Below are 17,738 nucleotides of genomic sequence, written 5' to 3' on the forward strand. Positions count from 1 at the left end.
GACATCGTCGCTCAAAACAACCGACTGCACCGCCCAACTCGGCGACAGGCCCTCGGTGCCGCTGTCATAATCGTTGGTGCCGCCCCAGCCCTGGACCGCGTAATTGCCCGTCGAGCCGTCGGCCACAACTCCGAAAGTCTGGTTGCTCGCGCTGGAACCATAGACCACCCCGGAAGACCGTCCGTTCGGCTCCACATAATCAACCACAAAGAAGATCGTCCGGTCCGCATCGCCCGTGGGAAGGTTGAAAATCGTGTCGTCGGCATCGACCCGCTCCAGCAGGTCGCCCGCGCCGTCAAACGCGATCGCAGGTAGCCCTGTGGGGGTTACGTTGTCGACAAGCCGCGGATCACCCTGCGCGAACAGGTTGTTTCCGTTTCCGGACCCATCCAGCCAGGCTGTCACGGTATTGCCGTTGCCCAGTCCGATTTTAATATCCGACTGCAGCAGCAAGACCAGCCCTGAGGTTACGGGCACCTGGGTGGCCGTGCCAATCTGAATTGGCAAGTTGGGTGAGAAAGTGGTTTCAGTCCCATCCGTGACTTCCAGATAGGCGTCGTAGCTGCCTTCGGTGGCATAGATATGGCTGGCAACGACCTGACCCGATGGATCGACCTGGCCAGTGGCGCTGTTTCCATCGCCGAAGTGCCACGTATAGGTCATCGTGTCACCATCGGCGTCCGAGGCATCGGCTGAAAAGGTAATCTCAGTTGTGCCAACGCCGCCGACTGCAATATCAGACTGCGCATCGGCGATCTCAGGTGCGAAATTCACATCTCCCGCTTCGACCTGGAACGCGTTGGACAGAACCGTATGAGTCGGATCGGACAGGGACAAAGATACGTCATAGCGCCCGTCCACTGTGTATTGATGACTGACCGAGATGATGCCACTGGGCCCCACAATATCGTTGATCACGGTGCCGTCGCCGAAATTCAGCGTGTAAGTCAGCGCATCGCCTTCAGGATCGCTGACCGTTGCTTCAAAAGTAACGCTCAACGGCAGATCCCCTTCCAGAGGGCTCAACGACGTTGTATCGATGGACGGCGCGGCATTGCCGTCAAAGGTGATGCGATGGACTTCGCCTGAAGCGATCAGCGCGTAATACAATGCCCCATCTTCACCAACGTTGATAGATACGATTTCGTTGGTTGTGCCGGGCAATTGGGTCGACGGCTTAAAGGCATAATCGCCCAATACCTGAGTGCCGGTGCTATCCAGCCGTAGGTAGCGGATGAAATCATTGGTATAATCGCCGTAAAAATAGACCCCGTCCCACTCCTCTGGGAACAGATCACCGCGATAGACTTCACCGCCGGTGATTGAGGTGCTTTGGCCCTGATGGTCGATCGAGAAGATCGGAGATGAATAAAAGTCCCCACTGGCCGCATCGGCAATATCCCCGTCGGGCAGCGGATGGTCATTGGGGTCTTCGGGGCTCAGCCCGGCATTGACGTAAACATTGGGTGTACCTTCGTAGAACGGCCATCCGTAGAAAGCGCCAGCCTGCTCTAGAGAGGAGGTGTGGATATCGTCATGGGCGATGTTCTGCTGGTTGCCACCGACCTCACCAATATACAGCTGACCATATTCCTCGTCCCAGCGGGCGCGGAACGGGTTGCGCAGACCATAGGCCCAGACATAATCGTTATACCCGTCATTGGGGTCGGCCCAGGGATTCGCAAGCTGCCCGTCCGTGCCGTCCGGCACGGTACCGTCGGGATTGACCCGGATGATCTTGCCTGAGGACGATTCCGGATCCAGCATGATATCGTCGCCGCCGCTGGGGCCTTCGCCCGGAGTGGTTGCCTGAAATTTGTCCGATGTCGTCAGCCAGAGTTTGTCGTCCGGACCAAAATCCAGACCACCGCCATAGTGACAGCAGGCGAGATAGCCATCGGTATCCTCCCAGACCACGAACTCACTGGACAGGTCACCGGCCGAGGTCAAACCGCCGGCGTTCTCTTCGTGCTGGAAACGGGCAATACGAGCGTTCTCTGGATTATTCGGTGTGTAATACAGATAAAAATAGCCGTTATTTGCAAAATTAGGATCCAGCGTGATGTCCAAAAGGCCGCGTTCCTGCCCTGCATCGATATTGTTCAGGGTCATGTAGACTTCATTCGACCCGGTTTCCGGGTCGACGATACGGATTTCGCCATCCTTGGATAACAGCAGCATCCGGTTGTCCGGCAGGAATGTCATCGAGATCGGGAGGAAAAACGGGCTGCCGCCATCCATGTCTTCGCGAGAGACCACCAATTCACTGGTGAATCCGTCAAGCGACAAAGGCTGCGCACCAACATCAATTGTTACAGTCGCTGGAGCAGATGTTTCGCCCTGCGCATCGACAAGTTCGTAAGTAAAGCTGTCGTCAGCCCCCGAACCACCATTGTGGGTATATGTTACGGCACCGGTAACCGGGTCGATATCAGTGATCGTACCGTTGCTTGGGCCGCTAAGAATATTGATGCTGGTACCATCCAGCACCCCATCATCGATATCATTTTGCAGGACGTCAATTACGACGGTCTGACCCAATTCTATGCCTTGGTTGTCCCCGACAGCTATAGGTGCGTTGTTCAGCCCGTCATCGGTCAGGTATTCCGACTGCAGATAACTTTCTACGGATGTTCGGTCCGCCGTACCAAGCGCACGATCATAGACGAGAACTGCAGCCACATCCAATTGCGCCTCGCCCAGATTACCCAGTTCCGAGCCTATGACCAGCCGGGCCAGATCGGTGTTGAACGTGTGAGAACCACCGTCAATCAGCCCACCGTTCAGAAAATGCTCGTATTGACCTGCAGACAGAACCACGGACTGCACAATCCAGCCCTGGGTTTCTGCATTTACACCCGAACTGAAATCGTTGGGGCCGCCATAGCCCTGAATGCCAAGCTCACCGTTGTTCCAGCCCGACACTAAACCAAAAGCTTCATTCGCAGTATTGTCACCATAGGACAGACCTGCCGAAACGCCCTGATTGTCCACATAGTTGACCACAAAGAATATGGTCCGATCTTCATTGCCATCTGGCAGCAAACCGGAACCAAGCACGGTCTGAAGGTTATCCTCGTCGCCATCAAACGAGATCGCCGGGGCCCCCGACGGTGTGGTGGCAACACCAAATGTTGGGTCCCCGTTTGATGTCAGATCGATTCCTGACGAAGACACATCCCTCCAGGACGTTACGGCGGCGCCTTCTGTCGTAACCCCCGATTTTCCTTCTAGGTGAAGTACTAGCCCACTCGTAACTGGCAGAACCATAAAAATACCCTCAAAAACCTACATTAACACCCGCATGGCAGAGGCAGGCTTCATGCGAAAAACACTAAAATAATTTATCACGAATTTGTATCGGACTCAACGCAACGAACCCTGTTTGGAGCCCCGGCATACTGTCACGATTATATTATCACCTGTACTTTCTTGCACCAGCGCAACTCTGATTTTCCAGGATCTAACGCAAATGGCCGAGCCCTTCGTTCAGCCGGTTGATAGCGCCGTGGGTTTCAGCAAGGCTGCCTTCGACCGGGCGCAGGTCTTCAAGCGTGATACCTTTGGAGGTATGCGCATTCACGAACAGACCGGAATAGTGGAAGTCGCCTTTGGCATCCTTGTGCTGCGTCACGACATTGGTGCCTGCCAATTTGCCTTTCTTAGCAGAGTAGATGTTGTACTCTTTGATCGCGCCGCTGCCCGAGGCTTTGATCGAGGTCACCGGACGATTGTCGCTCAGCGCATTGATCAGCGTGTTGTAACGGATGACAATATTTTCACCACCTTCGTGGATGGAAATCCCGTTGGCCATTGCGGTGTAGATGATGTTGTCCTCGATCAGCAGGTTGTTGTGCCCGCCCTTGCCGCCGAAGAAGATACCCTGCATGTCAAAGCGGTTCTGCAGCAGCATCACGTTGCCGGTGATTTCCAGATTGCTTGAAGCCCCGCCCTGGAACTGCATGAAGTCCGCATGCGTATCATCTTCTGGGTAGAAATGGGTTGGACCAGTATTGTTTTTGATCAGGCCGCCATCAACGCTGGAGAATTTGAACGCGTCAGAGCCGAGATAGTTGAGCGTGTTTTCAACAAGCTCGAAATCTTTGGTGCCGTAGTTGCCAATACCAACTGCTACATGGTGGATGTCGTTGTTTTCAAGGCGGATGTTATGATTTCCATTCCGAAGCTCGATACCGAATTTGACATCAAAGATCGGAGTGCCGGGCGATGTGATCGGTCCGTTGATCTCGGAGTTGAGGACTTCGATATGATGGCTTTCATTGACGGCAATCGCATTTCGGCCAGCGTCTGTGGCAACATGAACACCGTCAAAGCGCAGATAGCTGGAGTTCCTGATCTCGACCCCGGAAAAGGTCGCGCGCCCGGCTCCGTCCTCGGACGCAATGGTGACATAGTCACTGAAGTTCAGACCTTTCAGCTTTACCGACCCGTAGTCGCCGTGTTTCAGCAGGATCGTTTCACCGCCTGACGCCTTGGACAGAGTTCTTTTTAAGGTGGCCCCAAGATCTGCGGCCTGCGTCGGCAGAGTCATCATGACGGTGGAGCACACCGTAGTGAATGCGACCAGAACACGTTTTCCCTTCAAGGCACCCTCCTGTTTTTAAGTGACGTCCTTGCCCGCATTTACCGTGACAGGTTGGCTTTGGCTTTGCTGCTCCAGACCCCGTCCGTAGCGCATCAATGGTCCCTCGAAAAAGCGGAACGACAAGATCGCTTGCACTTGAGTCACGATCAGTGCAGCGATCACGACCCCCCAAAACGAGAGCTCCGATTTGGGGTGGAAAACGCCCGGGAGTTTCAGGATCAACTCAATGTTGAACATGTGAAACAGGTAAGTGAAATAAGAATAAAACCCGATTGCCGAAAACCAGGACAATACTTTGCTTTGGGCACTTTTGTAGCGCGTTTCGAACAAGACAATCAGCAGGCAGGTAACAAGTGCAATGAATGTGTATTTCAGAGAACTCCAGAGTACGGGGTCCCAAAACACGAACATATAAGACAAGATCGCCAGCAGCAGCAGCGTTGCCATCAGCTGTGGCCTGGCGACTTGCCGCTGCATGCAGACGGCAACGATTCCTCCGATGCCAATGGAATCGATCCGCGCGGGTGGGAAGTTGTAAACGGCCTCAAATCCGGAAAGATTCAAATGCAGCCGCAGCGCCATTGAGGCGATGCTGATCAGGACCAGAAAAGCCAGGAAATTCCGGCGAAGGATCCACGCCGCCAGCCCGAAGAGGATATAGGCGAATTCCTCGACGGATAGGGACCAGGTGATCGTATAGGGAATTGTCTCGGGACCATCGAAGAAGATCATCCATCCCGTCAGGAACAGGTAGTTGATCCAAATCCGGCCCACAGTGTCCTGATCGTATCCCAAACTCAGACTGGCACACAGGAATAACGTTACCGCAACCATATACAGCGGTATGATCCGGAACACGCGCCGCAGGAAAAAGACCTTGATGCTTTCCGTGTCAGACCTGCGCAGCAGGAATCCGGTGATCAGATAACCACTTAGGGGGAAAAAGATATCGACCCCTAAAAGGCCGTAGCGCCGAAAAAATTGCGCCAGCGGGTCAAGGCTGCTGACGTCATAGCGCGAGGCGACATGGTAAACAAGAACGGCCAAGATCGCGACAGTCCGGATGCTGTCCAGCGCCATGGAACGGTTTTTCTTGAAACCCACGCTGGGATCAGAAGAGGAAAGTTTAACCACCATAAAGCCGCCGCTTCACTGCCGCCCTGCCCGAGCCGGTAAGCGCGAAAAACATGGAGGTCGTTTCGTCAAATGGGGCGTCTTCCAAAGACCGTCCCGCGCGAGGTTTACCTTTAAATACCACATACCTCTACCAAACCAAAAAACACCAGGTCCTTTAGTTCAGAATACCATTGGACCGAACACCAGCATGACATCGCCCGGCGGGAATATCCATGCTCTTGCGGTGTCCTCAGTTCTAAATTGCCCCGGCTAACGCGAGTTCTGACACCATAGTTACCTGCAACAACAACGTAAGCACCTGTATTCCGAACCTGGGAGCATTTGGCAACACGACGACCAAGCTGGTACCTGTTCCTGATTTCAGAGATGGTTTCCCGTGACAGGACTGGACGTCAATTGTTATGCGTGAGGAGATAGAGATGTTGTGCTGGAGAGCCTAATGGAAGCTGATGTATCCGTTGCTTTCTCGGTCGTTCCGCGGGATTTGAGCTGGAAAGAAAGTGAAGCGTAGTTTTTCTGAGTATGCCCGGGCGTTTTTCCGAATGGGCGACAAGGATCGGCCTGAACTGTCTGCGGACGTTCGGTACGGTCTGCTATTTCTATCTTGCTCAGCAACCTTCTCGGCACCTCGGATTCGCAAATCGCACTCACCTGAAAACGGTCTATATCCAGACGAAAGTCCGCTACCCCCCCCATCCTTTAACCGCGAGTTGCACCAGCATGTATAGCGCGGCAAGCCGGAAGGACTTTTCAGCGGCGGATGATACCACGCCGTCCTCCGAACAGCGGGAAAAGCTACCATTTCTGGCCAAGCTGGTACTGATTTCACTGTTGTTTCCGGCCTTCTTTTCGGTCGGAACGCTGCTGCTCTCTCCATCCCGGGTCGTGTTTCTGGTCGTTGTGCCGATCCTGACAATCAACCTGCTTCGTGGTTCCTACGGACGCCTGCTGGCGACCGACTACCTGTTGTTTGGTTTTGCGGCATGGATGACCCTAGCCATGCTCATAAATCACTCACCGCGTGTGGCGATCGAATACACAGGATCCCGAACCATCGTTCTTTTAGGGGGGTATCTCACAGCCCGCGCGACTATCAGAACAAAGGCCACATTTGTGGCAATGATTCGTTTTATAGCGTTCGCCGTTCTGTTTACTCTGCCGTTTGCACTATACGAAGTAATCACGAGTAAACCTTTGATTCCGCAGTTGATCAGCAAGCTGCCTGGGATCGCTTCAGTGGTCAATGTCAATCCTGATCAGCGCTTAGGTCTCCATCGCGCGCAAGTCGTATTTTCGCATCCAATTCATTACGGCATATTCTGTTCCCTGGGATTTTCGCTGGTCTATGTGGGGTTGGCCGACCGCATGCAGTGGTTCCGTCGTGCCATCATTTCAAGCCTTATCGGCTTGAGTTGTTTTTTTTCAGTGTCAAGTGGACCGGTGCTGGCGGTGGCTGTGCAGATCGGTTTGATCGGATGGGGAGCCATTTTCCGGCGCTCAAAGTATTGCTGGGCAATCCTGTGGGGTTCCGGGCTTTTCTTTTATGTCATCGCAGAACTCGCCTCAGGGCGTGCCGCCATTTACGCTATCGTTTCGCGAATATCGTTCTCCAGTTCGACGGCATTTGCACGCCGAGTTCTTTTTGAATTTGGCGTCCGTCAAATTGAACGCAAACCACTGTTTGGAGTAGGTTATAATCCTTGGCCGTTGCCACGCTGGATGACCGGAAGCGTAGATAACTTCTGGCTGTTTGTCGCCGTGCGGTTCGGTGTGCCGGCACTCATTATGCTGGCAGGTGCATTTCTGATTGCCATGATCGTCGCCGGCCGACGGGATTTTAGTGAGGACCCCACACTCTATCCATTGCGCCGAGCCTGGATTTTTACTCTGGTCAGTTTGGTTTTGGTACTCGCTACAGTGGCAATTTGGGGGGAACTGTATTCGCTGATACTGTTCACACTGGGAAGTGGCATGTGGCTTCTTACAGTGGACCCGCGGCAACAGGCGAACCGTCCAGTCACGAGCAACACCAAGCCGGAAAGCACATTGCCTTACACACGTTTTGCCAGAGAGAAGCGGCAGCCAAACAAAGAAGCTATCTATCGCCGAAATACCTAAAAATTTCTTTTAAAACATTATCTTAAAAAAATAAAGACAGCCACCAAACGCGGCGGGTTTTACGCCCTGCGGACTGCCATGACTGACTTGGTCATCAACGCAAATCGCTCTTTTTCGATGTCTGCATCGGGGAAAAGCTTAACCATGATACCCTTGGAAATAATTCTGATATAGTCGCCGCGCACCATTGCGCGCTCAAAGCTGACCTTTGGCATGTATCCAAGAGACGTTAGCTGGAACAGTCCGATCCGCAGGGGGCCGGGGAGCCAATGAATGAATGGCCGTCCATAATGGGGATCAATGGGAAACCAGAAATTGGGCGTCTGCACAAAATATGCCCGACCAACACGCCGGACTTCACTAGCAAATGAAAGCATGTTGGCATATGAGCCGACATGCTCCACGACCGAATTCGAATGAACCAGGTCAAATGATCCGTCTTCAAACTCTGGCATATCACATGCGTTTCCGGTCGCGCACTCAACCACCAACCCCTCGACCGAGTTGTCAAACTGCGCCAGATCCTTCTCGAAATTCAGCACAGTGACAGACACTCTGCTGCGTAAATCCATCGGAAGCAGTTTCCAGTAGCGCGCGCGACCGCCCGCATCCAGAATCTTTATGCTGTCATTGCTCTCAAGAAGTTCGCGTACCAGACGCTCAATATGCGCAAAGCGCTTACCACGAAAACGCCTTTGCGCGGCAAGAAATACTCGGCTTTTTTGCACCTAACTCTCCAAAATCGCTAAAGTTCCGGCCGGAAGAAACTGCCTGCAACCACAACCGTAAAACAAGCCTGAATCCAGGGTGGTTCTCCATTCCCGAAAAAAGCGTCCCAAAAAAGAATTGCCGCCAGCCAAAACGAAAAAATAGAACAGTGTTACCTTAACAGATACTCCTTACTCTGGTATCACTATCTACCGCGACACAAAATGGGGCAACACACCCCGCAGGGCAATGCACTAATTGTAGGCAGCCAGTTGTTTCCTGAATTCAAACGGTTTTTGGATATTTAAAGAAGTGTTTCCTGAATATGGATTTACAGCGGGCGTGGCATTCCGCGCGCATCCTGTGGAACGTCCGGTTCCTGTAGTCTTCCAGGAAGCCGCTTGAGCTCACCCGGCTCTCTGTCTAGCATCGCTGGCTACGCAACGCCGGATTTTATCTGTGGGTTTTTCGACCTGTGTTGAGCGGAGATTTTTATGCCTATTGTCCGAATTGAAGCGAAGCTGGTCTATTTTGCCCATATCCCCAAATGTGCGGGCAGTTCGGTCGAAGACTACCTGCAGAACCGCTTTGGTCCGCTGGCCCTGCTGGACCGGAGATACTTGTCTGTGGATGCTGATCTACGCTGGTCCAACACGTCACCGCAGCATCTGGACTGGGCCGCATTGATGCGCCTTTTCCCCAAAGGTTTTTTCAGTGACATTTTTACTGTCGTGCGCCACCCGATGGATCGGGCTGTCAGCGCCTACCGGTTTCAATCCGAAGTCGAGGGAACGATTGCCCGCAGCACCAGTTTCACGGAATGGCTGCAGACGGAAGCCGGTCTCTGGTCGTCGGATCCGCACAGACACGACAATCACAGTCGACCGCAAGTCGATTTCCTTCCGCCGGAGGGCGGACCGGACTGCACTGTCTTTCATCTTGAGCACGGACTTGATGCGCTTATCCCCTATTTTGACAGATTGTCCGGGACTCAAGCCAAGCCGCGCGCTATGGGGCACGCCCTGCGCTCCGGTACGCCAAAAAACGGGGCGTTTACCCCGACCGAAGCCGAACGCGCGCTTGTTGCCGAAATTTACGCCGCTGATTTCGAACGATTTGGGTACGAGCCGGGCAATCCGACACCTCTGCCCCCCCCACCAGAGCTATCCGCTGATTTTCTTGCTGAAAACGCAGCGGCGCATGCAAGGGCCAATCAAACTCTAAATAGGCTTGCTGATCGAGTGCGCCGTCGCATCCGAAAGTGGTAAAGCTGATCCCGCAAACACAGGTTAACAGGTTTCAGAATTCCGACCTCAATCAATTTTGTGAAGCTCCGTCGCCGAAAGATTTGGCCTAATTTCCTCGTCTGGTCAGACTGTTACAGGTTGATCTGGCAGCGCCCGGTTTAACTGCAAAGTGCAGCATATATCTCTTCGGCCCGAGCCTGTCGTTCGGGGGCGATCGGCCTGTCGATCTGCGACATGCTCAACCGGAAATCCGGCACTTTGCTGATCTCCAGTCCCAGCCGGGCCGCAATCCGGGCAAACTCACCGGCACTGGGATCGCACAACCGTTCGTAGCTAACCGCGACAATATTTCTTTCGAAACGTTTCGCCTCGATTAGGATGCGGCTGTAGGCACCAATCCATTGCTCGACCCAATAATCCAGCGTTCTCGGGTCCAGATCAATATCCGCCGCCCAAGCAAACGGGCGGTGATCCGCACCGAATTCATGGTGCACAAGCCAACCCATGTAGCTTTTTGTAAACGGGTCGTCCGCGTGCTGGGCACAGAACCGTTCGTGCTGTTTCAACAGTGACAGCGCTTGTTGCTCGGGCCGCCGATATGGGATCAGGATTGCCGCGTTCGGAAACGCACGTACTAGCGCGCCGATACGCAGGATATTATTGTTGTTCTTCGACAAGTAGCGAGTACCGCCGTGGCACTGCAGGATCAGCGCGACATAGGTGCGGAAAAGCTCGATCGTCTCGCTATCCGCCTCCATCGGCTCCAGTCGGTCAGTGCGGATATAGCGTTCACCCTCGAACACGCGCCAGAACACCTCATCCAGCGCCTCGGGACTGTCGAAATCGACCATAATCCCATCACCGTGGGCCCGCACCGACGCCGCGCGGTCGCTTCGAAACCGGCCCGACAGCCGTGCCCAAATATTGGGTGCCAGCACGAACGGCATGTCGCGATAGGTCAGTGAGGCGAAGGAACCGCTTTCGAACAGCGCGCGCATCAGGATTGTGGTGCCCGACCGCGCCAGCCCCGATACAAAGACATGTGCTGCCTGCGAATCCGGGTTCAGACCGCGTCCAGTGATTGACCGCTCAAGATCGAATGCCGCCTGTCCGGCTGCGCCGCTGCCGAGCGCAAGCCGGTGCAGGACCCTTGCGCCGAAACCGTAATCACTCACCGATCAACCGCCTTCTGACAAACAGATAACCAAATGCGACCAGAATAGACAGGCTGGCACCAGCCAAGCTAGCGAACCGCTCGGCCACTGGCCAGGACGTCAGCACGCCGATTCCACCAGCAATCACCACTGGGATCATGATCACCAAAATCATCAGAAAAAGAAGCACCGATGTCGCCATCAGCTTTCCGGAGTAAGCAAGCAGCACCCTTTCTTTCCAATGGTCGGAAATTCTGGGCGAGCGCACCGTATGCACTGTTTTAGCGACAAGGCCAGATAGGTCCTTTACACGCTCCAGAAACGGTAGCCGGCAAAAAAATTCGACGGCGGCGACCGTCGCGACGATCACCAGAAGCCAGTCCACTATTGGTCGTTCTGCATATCTGCTTCGGCGGCGGCTTTGCGCCGTTTCAGCATGCGCTTAATCGGGTAGAACATGATCGCGAACAGCGCCAGAAAAACCGCCCCGATCACAGCAAGGATGGTGCCGATCACGCCGGCGCCCAAGCCGGGCCCGATATAGGCATGCGCCGCACCGGCAAAGAACACGGCGCCGACGAGCGCGGTCAGGAAAAGTTTCAGCTGTCGCATGAGGTACTCCTTGCAATCTCGTACTGTTCCGGGGTGAGGTATTGTGCGTGCTTTGCCCAGTAGACAGAGCCCTCATCACCCACATTCACCAAATCCATCAGCACCCGGCCGTCCGGCGCTACCTCCAGATAGCGGCCTTGTACCGTCAGATCGACCAGCAGCGTGCCGTCGTCGCGGAAATCAAGTTCGCCGCTATGTTTAGTATAACCCGACACATCGGCCCCGTTCCAGATCACACTCCACGTATCGGTCGAGAAATCGTACTGCCGAATCTCGGAAAAGTTCGCCGGGTTCGCCGGATCGTCCAAGTTTGTGTCGCGTCGATTGTCAAAGACAAGAATCTTGTTGTCGCCAATGAATTCCGGATCATGCTGCCCTTGAGTATTACCATGCGAATACCACAGAATCTGCAACGTCTCGGGGTCGATGATCGCGATCATGTTGATCGCCCGCGACGACAACATGATCGCGCCGGCAGGAAAGTCGGGATAGTCGTCGGCCAGCGCCTCAGGTAGAATCTCGACTTTGTTAAGATGCACGTAATCCTCCAGCAGCACTTCATCCTCGGTCATCCCCGCTATCCAGTGATTACTTAGAAAGGGGTCAAACACGCCGATATTGGCGCGCACGATCTGATTCAGCGTGATCGATCGGATGATCGTGCCGTCCTCCACGTCGATCAGGTTGATGATTTCGGAATGATTCCAGCGCCGGTCACCCTGATCCTCGGCGGTCAGTTCCGTTTTGGGCAGACCCAGGATACCGAGCGTGCCGTCGGCGACTGAGATCGAGTGATGGTATAGCCCCGGAAGTTCCCAGATTGTCTCATTGCACAGCGACTTGCGGTAAAGCCCATCGGAGCCCCCAGAAAATAGAATCACGCTGCCGTCATCCAGCATCAGCGGCGCAGCGTTGCCAGTACGACTGACGAACTGGCCCGACAGGCTGGGTGCGGTCAGCGGAAAATGCGCGACCATCTCGCGCGTAGAATCAAGGATCACCAGAATTTCGTCGCGTTGCGCCTTGTTCATCCGTACCATAACGGCCAGCGGGTCCGATTGCAGACCTTCGGCGCGCCAAACAACTGGGCGGTGCTCGTAGGCGGGATTGTCGAAACCTGCAAGTTCCTCGTATTCGGCGTCCGGGAACGCGCGGACGTCGAAATCGGACGAAAAATCTTTCTGCGTAGCCTTGCCGCGCAGTACGTCCGCCATCGCCTCAGGCATCCCCGCAATCCCGTAAACCGCCTCGCCCATCGGCCCCAATTTGTTTTGACCATCCGCGACGTGTCTAACTATGCCACCAAACAGAAGCATACCTATTAATCCAAACACGGCCAGCAATAGCACGACCCACACTTCAATCTTAGAAAAAAGAAATCTTTCCATACCTAACCGCGACTCGGAACTGTGGCGCTTAAGACTGGAACGGGCCACTGAAAATGTAGACGTGACGTCAGGATAGGGCGGCTGCACATGTTGTCAACTGAAGGATGCCGGTCGCCACGGTGGCCAGTGGAAACGTCCGCCACCAGAGCCACAAACTGATTAAGGCAAGTCATGCATTTTGGTTGAACGCGCTCCATAACGTCTGGTTGTTCGGGAAGCGCTAAAAGAACGACGGCGATAATAAAGCGATTGTCATCGCGGCGCATCAGCCCGGAATGCGGATCATGCAACCCGGGACATCCAAACAACAGGCAAGGGCTGCACTGTGTAAGGTACTCGGGTGCATGATCCATCAGAGGATAGTGTTGGAAGATGCATTTTGATCTATGTTTGTGCTTACGTTCAAATCGTTCCGTTCCGCTTTGGTTACACAAAAATCTATCAGGCGCCCCCAGAAGCAGATTTACTGAATTTACTTTTGAACGATTGCCATAGAAATCCAGGATTGTGCCGGAACCCGGTCAGATAGAACCGGCGCGCCATTTTGCGCTTGCCATGTCGGGCAAGGATACGGCCTATGCGCCACATCATTATGCCATAGGCATCAGGGTAACGCGCGTATGCATCGCGGTTGCGTTTGACGATCCGGATCAACCCGATTGCCTTGGCACGTTTCAGTTTCGAGATACCATCCGGCGACGAAAACGCCATGACCACGGGTTCGGGGTATTCTGCGATTTTTGTATGTTGTGCCAACGATGAACTGAAAGCCCAGTCGGCGTTCGAACGGGTTACATCATCAAACCAAAGCGGTTCCGGATAGCAATCGCGCCGAAACAACGCGTTCTGCAGACTGATGCGATTTTCAGTCAGATATTTACGGACCTGATCCTCATGCGGTTTCATGATGCGGTGTGGCGGTGGCCGCATAGATACCAGTCCGACGCCATAAGAACCGTCAGGGCCACTGCCATAAAGCACTTTAGAGTGGATAACTGCGCCCACTTCGGATGGGGCCGCCTCTAATAGATCCAACTGCATTTGCAGCTTACCGGGCAGCCACAGATCATCGCTGTCCTGAAAGGCGATGTAACGCCCATCGGACGCGGCCAGCCCGGTATTGCGCGCGGCAGACGCGCCCCCGTTCTTTTCACGCTTTATGTAGCGGATCCGTGAATCACCGATCCCATCCACGATGGGCTGCAAATCCTCGGTCGAAGCATCGTCAACGACGATCAGTTCGAGATCACGGTAAGACTGGTTGAGAACGCTGCGCATTGAATCTTCAAGACTGGCGCTGCGATTATAAACCGGCAGAATAACCGAAACGGCTGCACTCATAGACTGCCTCACAAAACAATAACTGCGGTGCAGCATAACATGCCGTTGCGGACCGCACCATCGGCAACACCGCTCGCACCGGAAGGGGTGGATATTTGCAAAACAATAGCTCACTTTTCCAAGAAATTTACGTCAAATGGCAACAGTATCGTCATTTCGAAACAGACCGCTAGGCTTGTTCCCCGGAGAGTTATAATCTTCTTTTCAAGATCAGAGATATTACATCATGCCCGACCCCCTTCAGCTGAGCATCGTCATACCGCACCTCAATGCGCCAGATGCCTTGCGCAGGTGTCTGACAGCGTTTGCCGGACAGGCTGATGACGGTATCGCCTTCGAGGTCATCGTTGTCGATAACGGTTCGACGGAACCGCCGGGCGAAATTTGCGCCGCATTTCCCTTTGCCCGCCTTGCCCATGAAACAACGCCCGGACCGGGGCCCGCACGCAGTCGCGGGGCCGCCCTGTCCCAGGCGGATGTGCTGGCTTTCATCGACTGCGACTGTATCGCACAACCGGGCTGGATCACCGGGATCGTCGACTGTTTCAATGCGCATCCCGACACCGATGTAATTGGCGGCGATGTCAGGATTTCGCGCATCGACCCTGATGCGACCACCGCAATCGAAGCGTATGAAAGCGTCTACGGATACCGCATGCAGCTTTATATTATGCGGGATGGTTATGCCGCGACCTGCAATATGGGCGTCCGGCGCGCAGCGTTTCGCAAGGTTGGTGACTTCGCTGGAATCACTATCGCCGAAGATGTGGACTGGGGTCGCCGCGCCACCTCACTGGGGCTGCGAACCCGCTATGTGCCGCAGATTGTTGTCGAAACTCCGGCGCGAAGCTCATTCAGGGATCTCACACGGAAATGGGACCGCCATATCGGTCATGACTTTGCTCAAATTTCAGGCATCGGTGGGCGGCTGCATTGGGGCGTCCGCGCACTGATGCTGGGGGCCTCTCCGTTGGGAGAGGTTCTGCGCATTCTTCGCTCGAACCGTGTCTCGGGCGCGCAGGAGCGTATTTTGGCACTATTTTGCCTCACTCGCATCCGGTTTTACAGATGCCATCGCATGCTTGCGTTGCTGTTTGGCCGCGATGCCCAAACAGCAGCAGCCTGGCGACAGGGTGGATGATCTGTATGCCATCGCGGTAAAACAGCTTGTTACTTAACCCAGATGGGGTACAAGTTTTTACGTCGATTTATTTCAGCCTATCAGTGAAAATACAGCAAAGAGTACCATGACCAGAGAAGCCATTTTTAACGATTTGAATGAGATTTTTGCCGACGTTCTCGATCTCGACGATCTATCCCTGACAGAGACGACCACTGCAGATGATGTCGAGGATTGGGACAGTCTGAGTCACATCCGTCTGGTTGTGTCGATTGAACAGCATTACGGATTCAAATTCTCAACCGCTGAAATCGAAGCGCTGAAATCGGTCGGCGACCTTGTAGACTGTATTCAGGAGAAGACCGGTTAGCGGAGTGGATTATGACTGTGTTCTCTATCGAAGGGCTCAACTGGCTGCGCCCAGCCCCGTCGGATTTTCGCGCACAGTTGCGAGCACTTGATCCCGACACCGAAACCGGAGCGCTGGCCGCGCTGGCCAATCACGCCCTAGATCTCAACAAACTGACCCAACTAAACCGCGTTCTGGACAAGGTGGATGCGGTGCAGGCGAAAAGCGCGTCGCTCTCTTCGGTTCGCCTTGCAGTTCTGGCGGATGCGACCACTGAATATACGGCGCCGGCAATCCGCGCCAGCGCGCTGCGCCATGGGATTTTCGCCACGCTCTATGTACCGGATTACGGTCAGGCTACGCAGGAAGCGCTGAATCCTGAAAGTGGTCTGGCCGGGTTTGAGGCAGACATGGCGTTGCTGGCGCCAGATTATCGCAGCCTGGGGTTGGCCGCAGTTCACATGAATCCCGACGATGCCAAAGCAGCAGTAGACGCAGCGACTGCGCACATACGCAGTCTGGTTGATGGGTTGAAGCGCATCGCGATCCCGACGGTCATTCTGCAAACCCTGCCGATCCCGCCTGATCCTTGGTGCGGGCATTATGACCGGCGCGCGCCCGGTTCGGTCGCGGCTCAGATCGCCGCTTTCAACGCAAATCTGCTGGAGCTGGCCCAAACGCAGTCACTGACAGTGCTGGACGTGGCTACACTAGCCGACACGGTTGGGCGGTCGCGCTGGTTCGACCCTGCCTACTGGCATCGGGCAAAGTTGCCTTTCGCGCTTGACTGCGTCCCTCTTTATGCTGATCACATCGCCCGGATGTTGGGCACGTTGCGCGGCAAGGCACGTAAATGTCTGGTGCTCGACCTCGACAATACATGCTGGGGCGGCGTTATCGGTGATGACGGGCTCGACGGCATCCGCATTGGACAAGGCACTGCAGAGGGTGAGGCCTTTCTTGCAATTCAGCGACATGCGCTGGATCTCAAGGCCCGCGGCGTGGTGCTGGCGGTCTGTTCCAAAAACGAAGAAGACGCGGCACGCCTGCCCTTTCAAAAACACCCCGATATGCTGCTGCGCGAAGACGATATCTCGGTCTTCATTGCAAACTGGACCGACAAGGCCAGCAATATCCGACATATTGCCAAGCTTCTCAATATCGGCACTGATGCGCTGGCTTTTCTCGACGATAATCCGGCCGAACGCGAGCGGGTGCGCCAGATGCTGCCCGAAGTTGCGGTACCTGAATTGCCGGAAGACCCCGCATTTTATCCGGCCGCACTAGCGCAGGCCGGGTATTTCGAGACCACGGGCCTGTCAGCCGATGATGCGCAGCGCGCTGAGCAATACCGCGCCAATGCCGCCCGCAGTGTCGCGATGGAAGCCATTGGCGATTATGGCAACTATCTGAAATCGCTCGACATGGTGTGCGAAGCGCGAGAGTTCGACGATGTCGGGCGCACCCGCATCGCGCAGTTGATCAACAAATCCAACCAGTTCAACCTGACCACGCATCGCTATACCGAGGCTGAAGTTGCCCACATGCAGCAGGACCCGGATTTGTTCACACTACAGATTCGACTAGCCGACAAGTTCGGCGACAACGGCATGATCTCGGTGCTGATCTTCCGCAAAGGGGTCGAGGACTGGACCTGCGACACCTGGCTGATGAGTTGCCGGGTGCTGGGGCGCCGCGTTGAAGAGGCTGCTCTGTTCCTGGTTGCGGATGCAGCGCGTCAGGCAGGGGCAAAGCGCCTGATCGGCGAGTATATACCTTCCGAAAAAAACCGGATGGTCGCTGGTCATTTCGAAAAGCTGGGCTTCGCAAAAACCGCCGAACAGCCGGACGGACGCACGTTCTGGCAGCTTGATCTTGCCAATTACAACGCGCCTTCCGAATTGCCTATGACATTAAACGGCTCGCCCACCGATGCCGCCGCCTGAACAATCGGATTT

At 54.7% G+C, this 17,738-nt stretch carries 14 protein-coding genes; 5 read left to right on the forward strand and 9 right to left on the reverse strand.

The genetic code is table 11. The features are described 5' to 3' along the window. From AC2FJF_RS21935 to AC2FJF_RS21945, 3 genes are all read right to left on the reverse strand, one after another. A partial coding sequence (locus AC2FJF_RS21935; protein WP_496727190.1) for a PQQ-dependent sugar dehydrogenase occupies positions 1-3,177 on the reverse strand: 3,177 nt, incomplete at its 3' end. A 286-nt stretch (positions 3,178-3,463) separates the two neighbouring features. Continuing rightward, a complete protein-coding gene (locus AC2FJF_RS21940) occupies positions 3,464-4,606 on the reverse strand; it encodes a right-handed parallel beta-helix repeat-containing protein (RefSeq protein WP_496727191.1) in 1,143 nt (380 codons plus the stop codon). Between the two features lie 15 nt (positions 4,607-4,621). Further along, positions 4,622-5,686 carry an acyltransferase family protein gene (locus tag AC2FJF_RS21945; protein ID WP_496727192.1) on the reverse strand — a complete coding sequence of 355 codons (1,065 nt, stop codon included), beginning with the start codon at positions 5,684-5,686 and terminating at the stop codon, positions 4,622-4,624. 579 nt (positions 5,687-6,265) lie between these two features. On the opposite strand from AC2FJF_RS21945, the gene AC2FJF_RS21950 reads away from it, so the two are divergent. Next, on the forward strand, positions 6,266-7,861 hold the full coding sequence (locus AC2FJF_RS21950; protein ID WP_496727193.1) for an O-antigen ligase family protein: 1,596 nt from the start codon (positions 6,266-6,268) through the stop codon (positions 7,859-7,861). A 59-nt stretch (positions 7,862-7,920) separates the two neighbouring features. On the opposite strand, the gene AC2FJF_RS21955 is transcribed toward AC2FJF_RS21950, so the two are convergent. Further along, complete coding sequence (locus tag AC2FJF_RS21955) at positions 7,921-8,589, reverse strand: class I SAM-dependent methyltransferase (protein ID WP_496727194.1); 669 nt, start codon at positions 8,587-8,589, stop codon at positions 7,921-7,923. Positions 8,590-9,063: 474 nt separating this feature from the next. Between AC2FJF_RS21955 and AC2FJF_RS21960 the strand changes: the two genes are divergently transcribed. Beyond that, positions 9,064-9,837, forward strand: coding sequence for a sulfotransferase family 2 domain-containing protein (locus tag AC2FJF_RS21960; RefSeq protein ID WP_496727195.1), 774 nt, complete (start codon positions 9,064-9,066; stop codon positions 9,835-9,837). Positions 9,838-9,974: 137 nt separating this feature from the next. Here AC2FJF_RS21960 and AC2FJF_RS21965 read toward each other — a convergent pair whose 3' ends face one another. The 5 genes from AC2FJF_RS21965 to AC2FJF_RS21985 all read right to left on the reverse strand — a co-directional run bounded on the left by AC2FJF_RS21965 (position 9,975) and on the right by AC2FJF_RS21985 (position 14,311). After that, positions 9,975-10,991 carry a sulfotransferase gene (locus AC2FJF_RS21965; protein WP_496727196.1) on the reverse strand — a complete coding sequence of 339 codons (1,017 nt, stop codon included), beginning with the start codon at positions 10,989-10,991 and terminating at the stop codon, positions 9,975-9,977. Then, entirely contained in the window at positions 10,984-11,355 is a 372-nt protein-coding gene (locus AC2FJF_RS21970) for a hypothetical protein (protein WP_496727197.1), read from the reverse strand. The genes AC2FJF_RS21965 and AC2FJF_RS21970 overlap by 8 nt, the downstream gene beginning before the upstream one ends. Beyond that, positions 11,355-11,582, reverse strand: a complete 228-nt coding sequence (locus tag AC2FJF_RS21975; RefSeq protein ID WP_496727198.1) for a hypothetical protein — start codon at positions 11,580-11,582, stop codon at positions 11,355-11,357. Before AC2FJF_RS21975 ends, AC2FJF_RS21970 begins: the two co-directional genes overlap by 1 nt. Next, positions 11,570-12,970 carry an arylsulfotransferase family protein gene (locus AC2FJF_RS21980; protein WP_496727199.1) on the reverse strand — a complete coding sequence of 467 codons (1,401 nt, stop codon included), beginning with the start codon at positions 12,968-12,970 and terminating at the stop codon, positions 11,570-11,572. The genes AC2FJF_RS21975 and AC2FJF_RS21980 overlap by 13 nt, the downstream gene beginning before the upstream one ends. 441 nt (positions 12,971-13,411) lie before the next feature. After that, positions 13,412-14,311, reverse strand: coding sequence for a glycosyltransferase family 2 protein (locus AC2FJF_RS21985; RefSeq protein WP_496727200.1), 900 nt, complete (start codon positions 14,309-14,311; stop codon positions 13,412-13,414). A 226-nt stretch (positions 14,312-14,537) separates the two neighbouring features. On the opposite strand from AC2FJF_RS21985, the gene AC2FJF_RS21990 reads away from it, so the two are divergent. From AC2FJF_RS21990 to AC2FJF_RS22000, 3 genes are all read left to right on the forward strand, one after another. Then, the gene (locus AC2FJF_RS21990) at positions 14,538-15,452 is read left to right on the forward strand and encodes a glycosyltransferase family 2 protein (protein ID WP_496727201.1); all 915 of its coding nucleotides are present in this window, start codon (positions 14,538-14,540) and stop codon (positions 15,450-15,452) included. Positions 15,453-15,558: 106 nt separating this feature from the next. After that, entirely contained in the window at positions 15,559-15,801 is a 243-nt protein-coding gene (locus tag AC2FJF_RS21995; protein ID WP_496727202.1) for an acyl carrier protein, read from the forward strand. Between the two features lie 11 nt (positions 15,802-15,812). Continuing rightward, on the forward strand, positions 15,813-17,726 hold the full coding sequence (locus AC2FJF_RS22000) for an HAD-IIIC family phosphatase (protein ID WP_496727204.1): 1,914 nt from the start codon (positions 15,813-15,815) through the stop codon (positions 17,724-17,726). The last annotated feature ends 12 nt before the right edge of the window (positions 17,727-17,738 follow it).

The sequence above is a fragment of the Ruegeria sp. CDSB013 genome, from assembly GCF_059611165.1.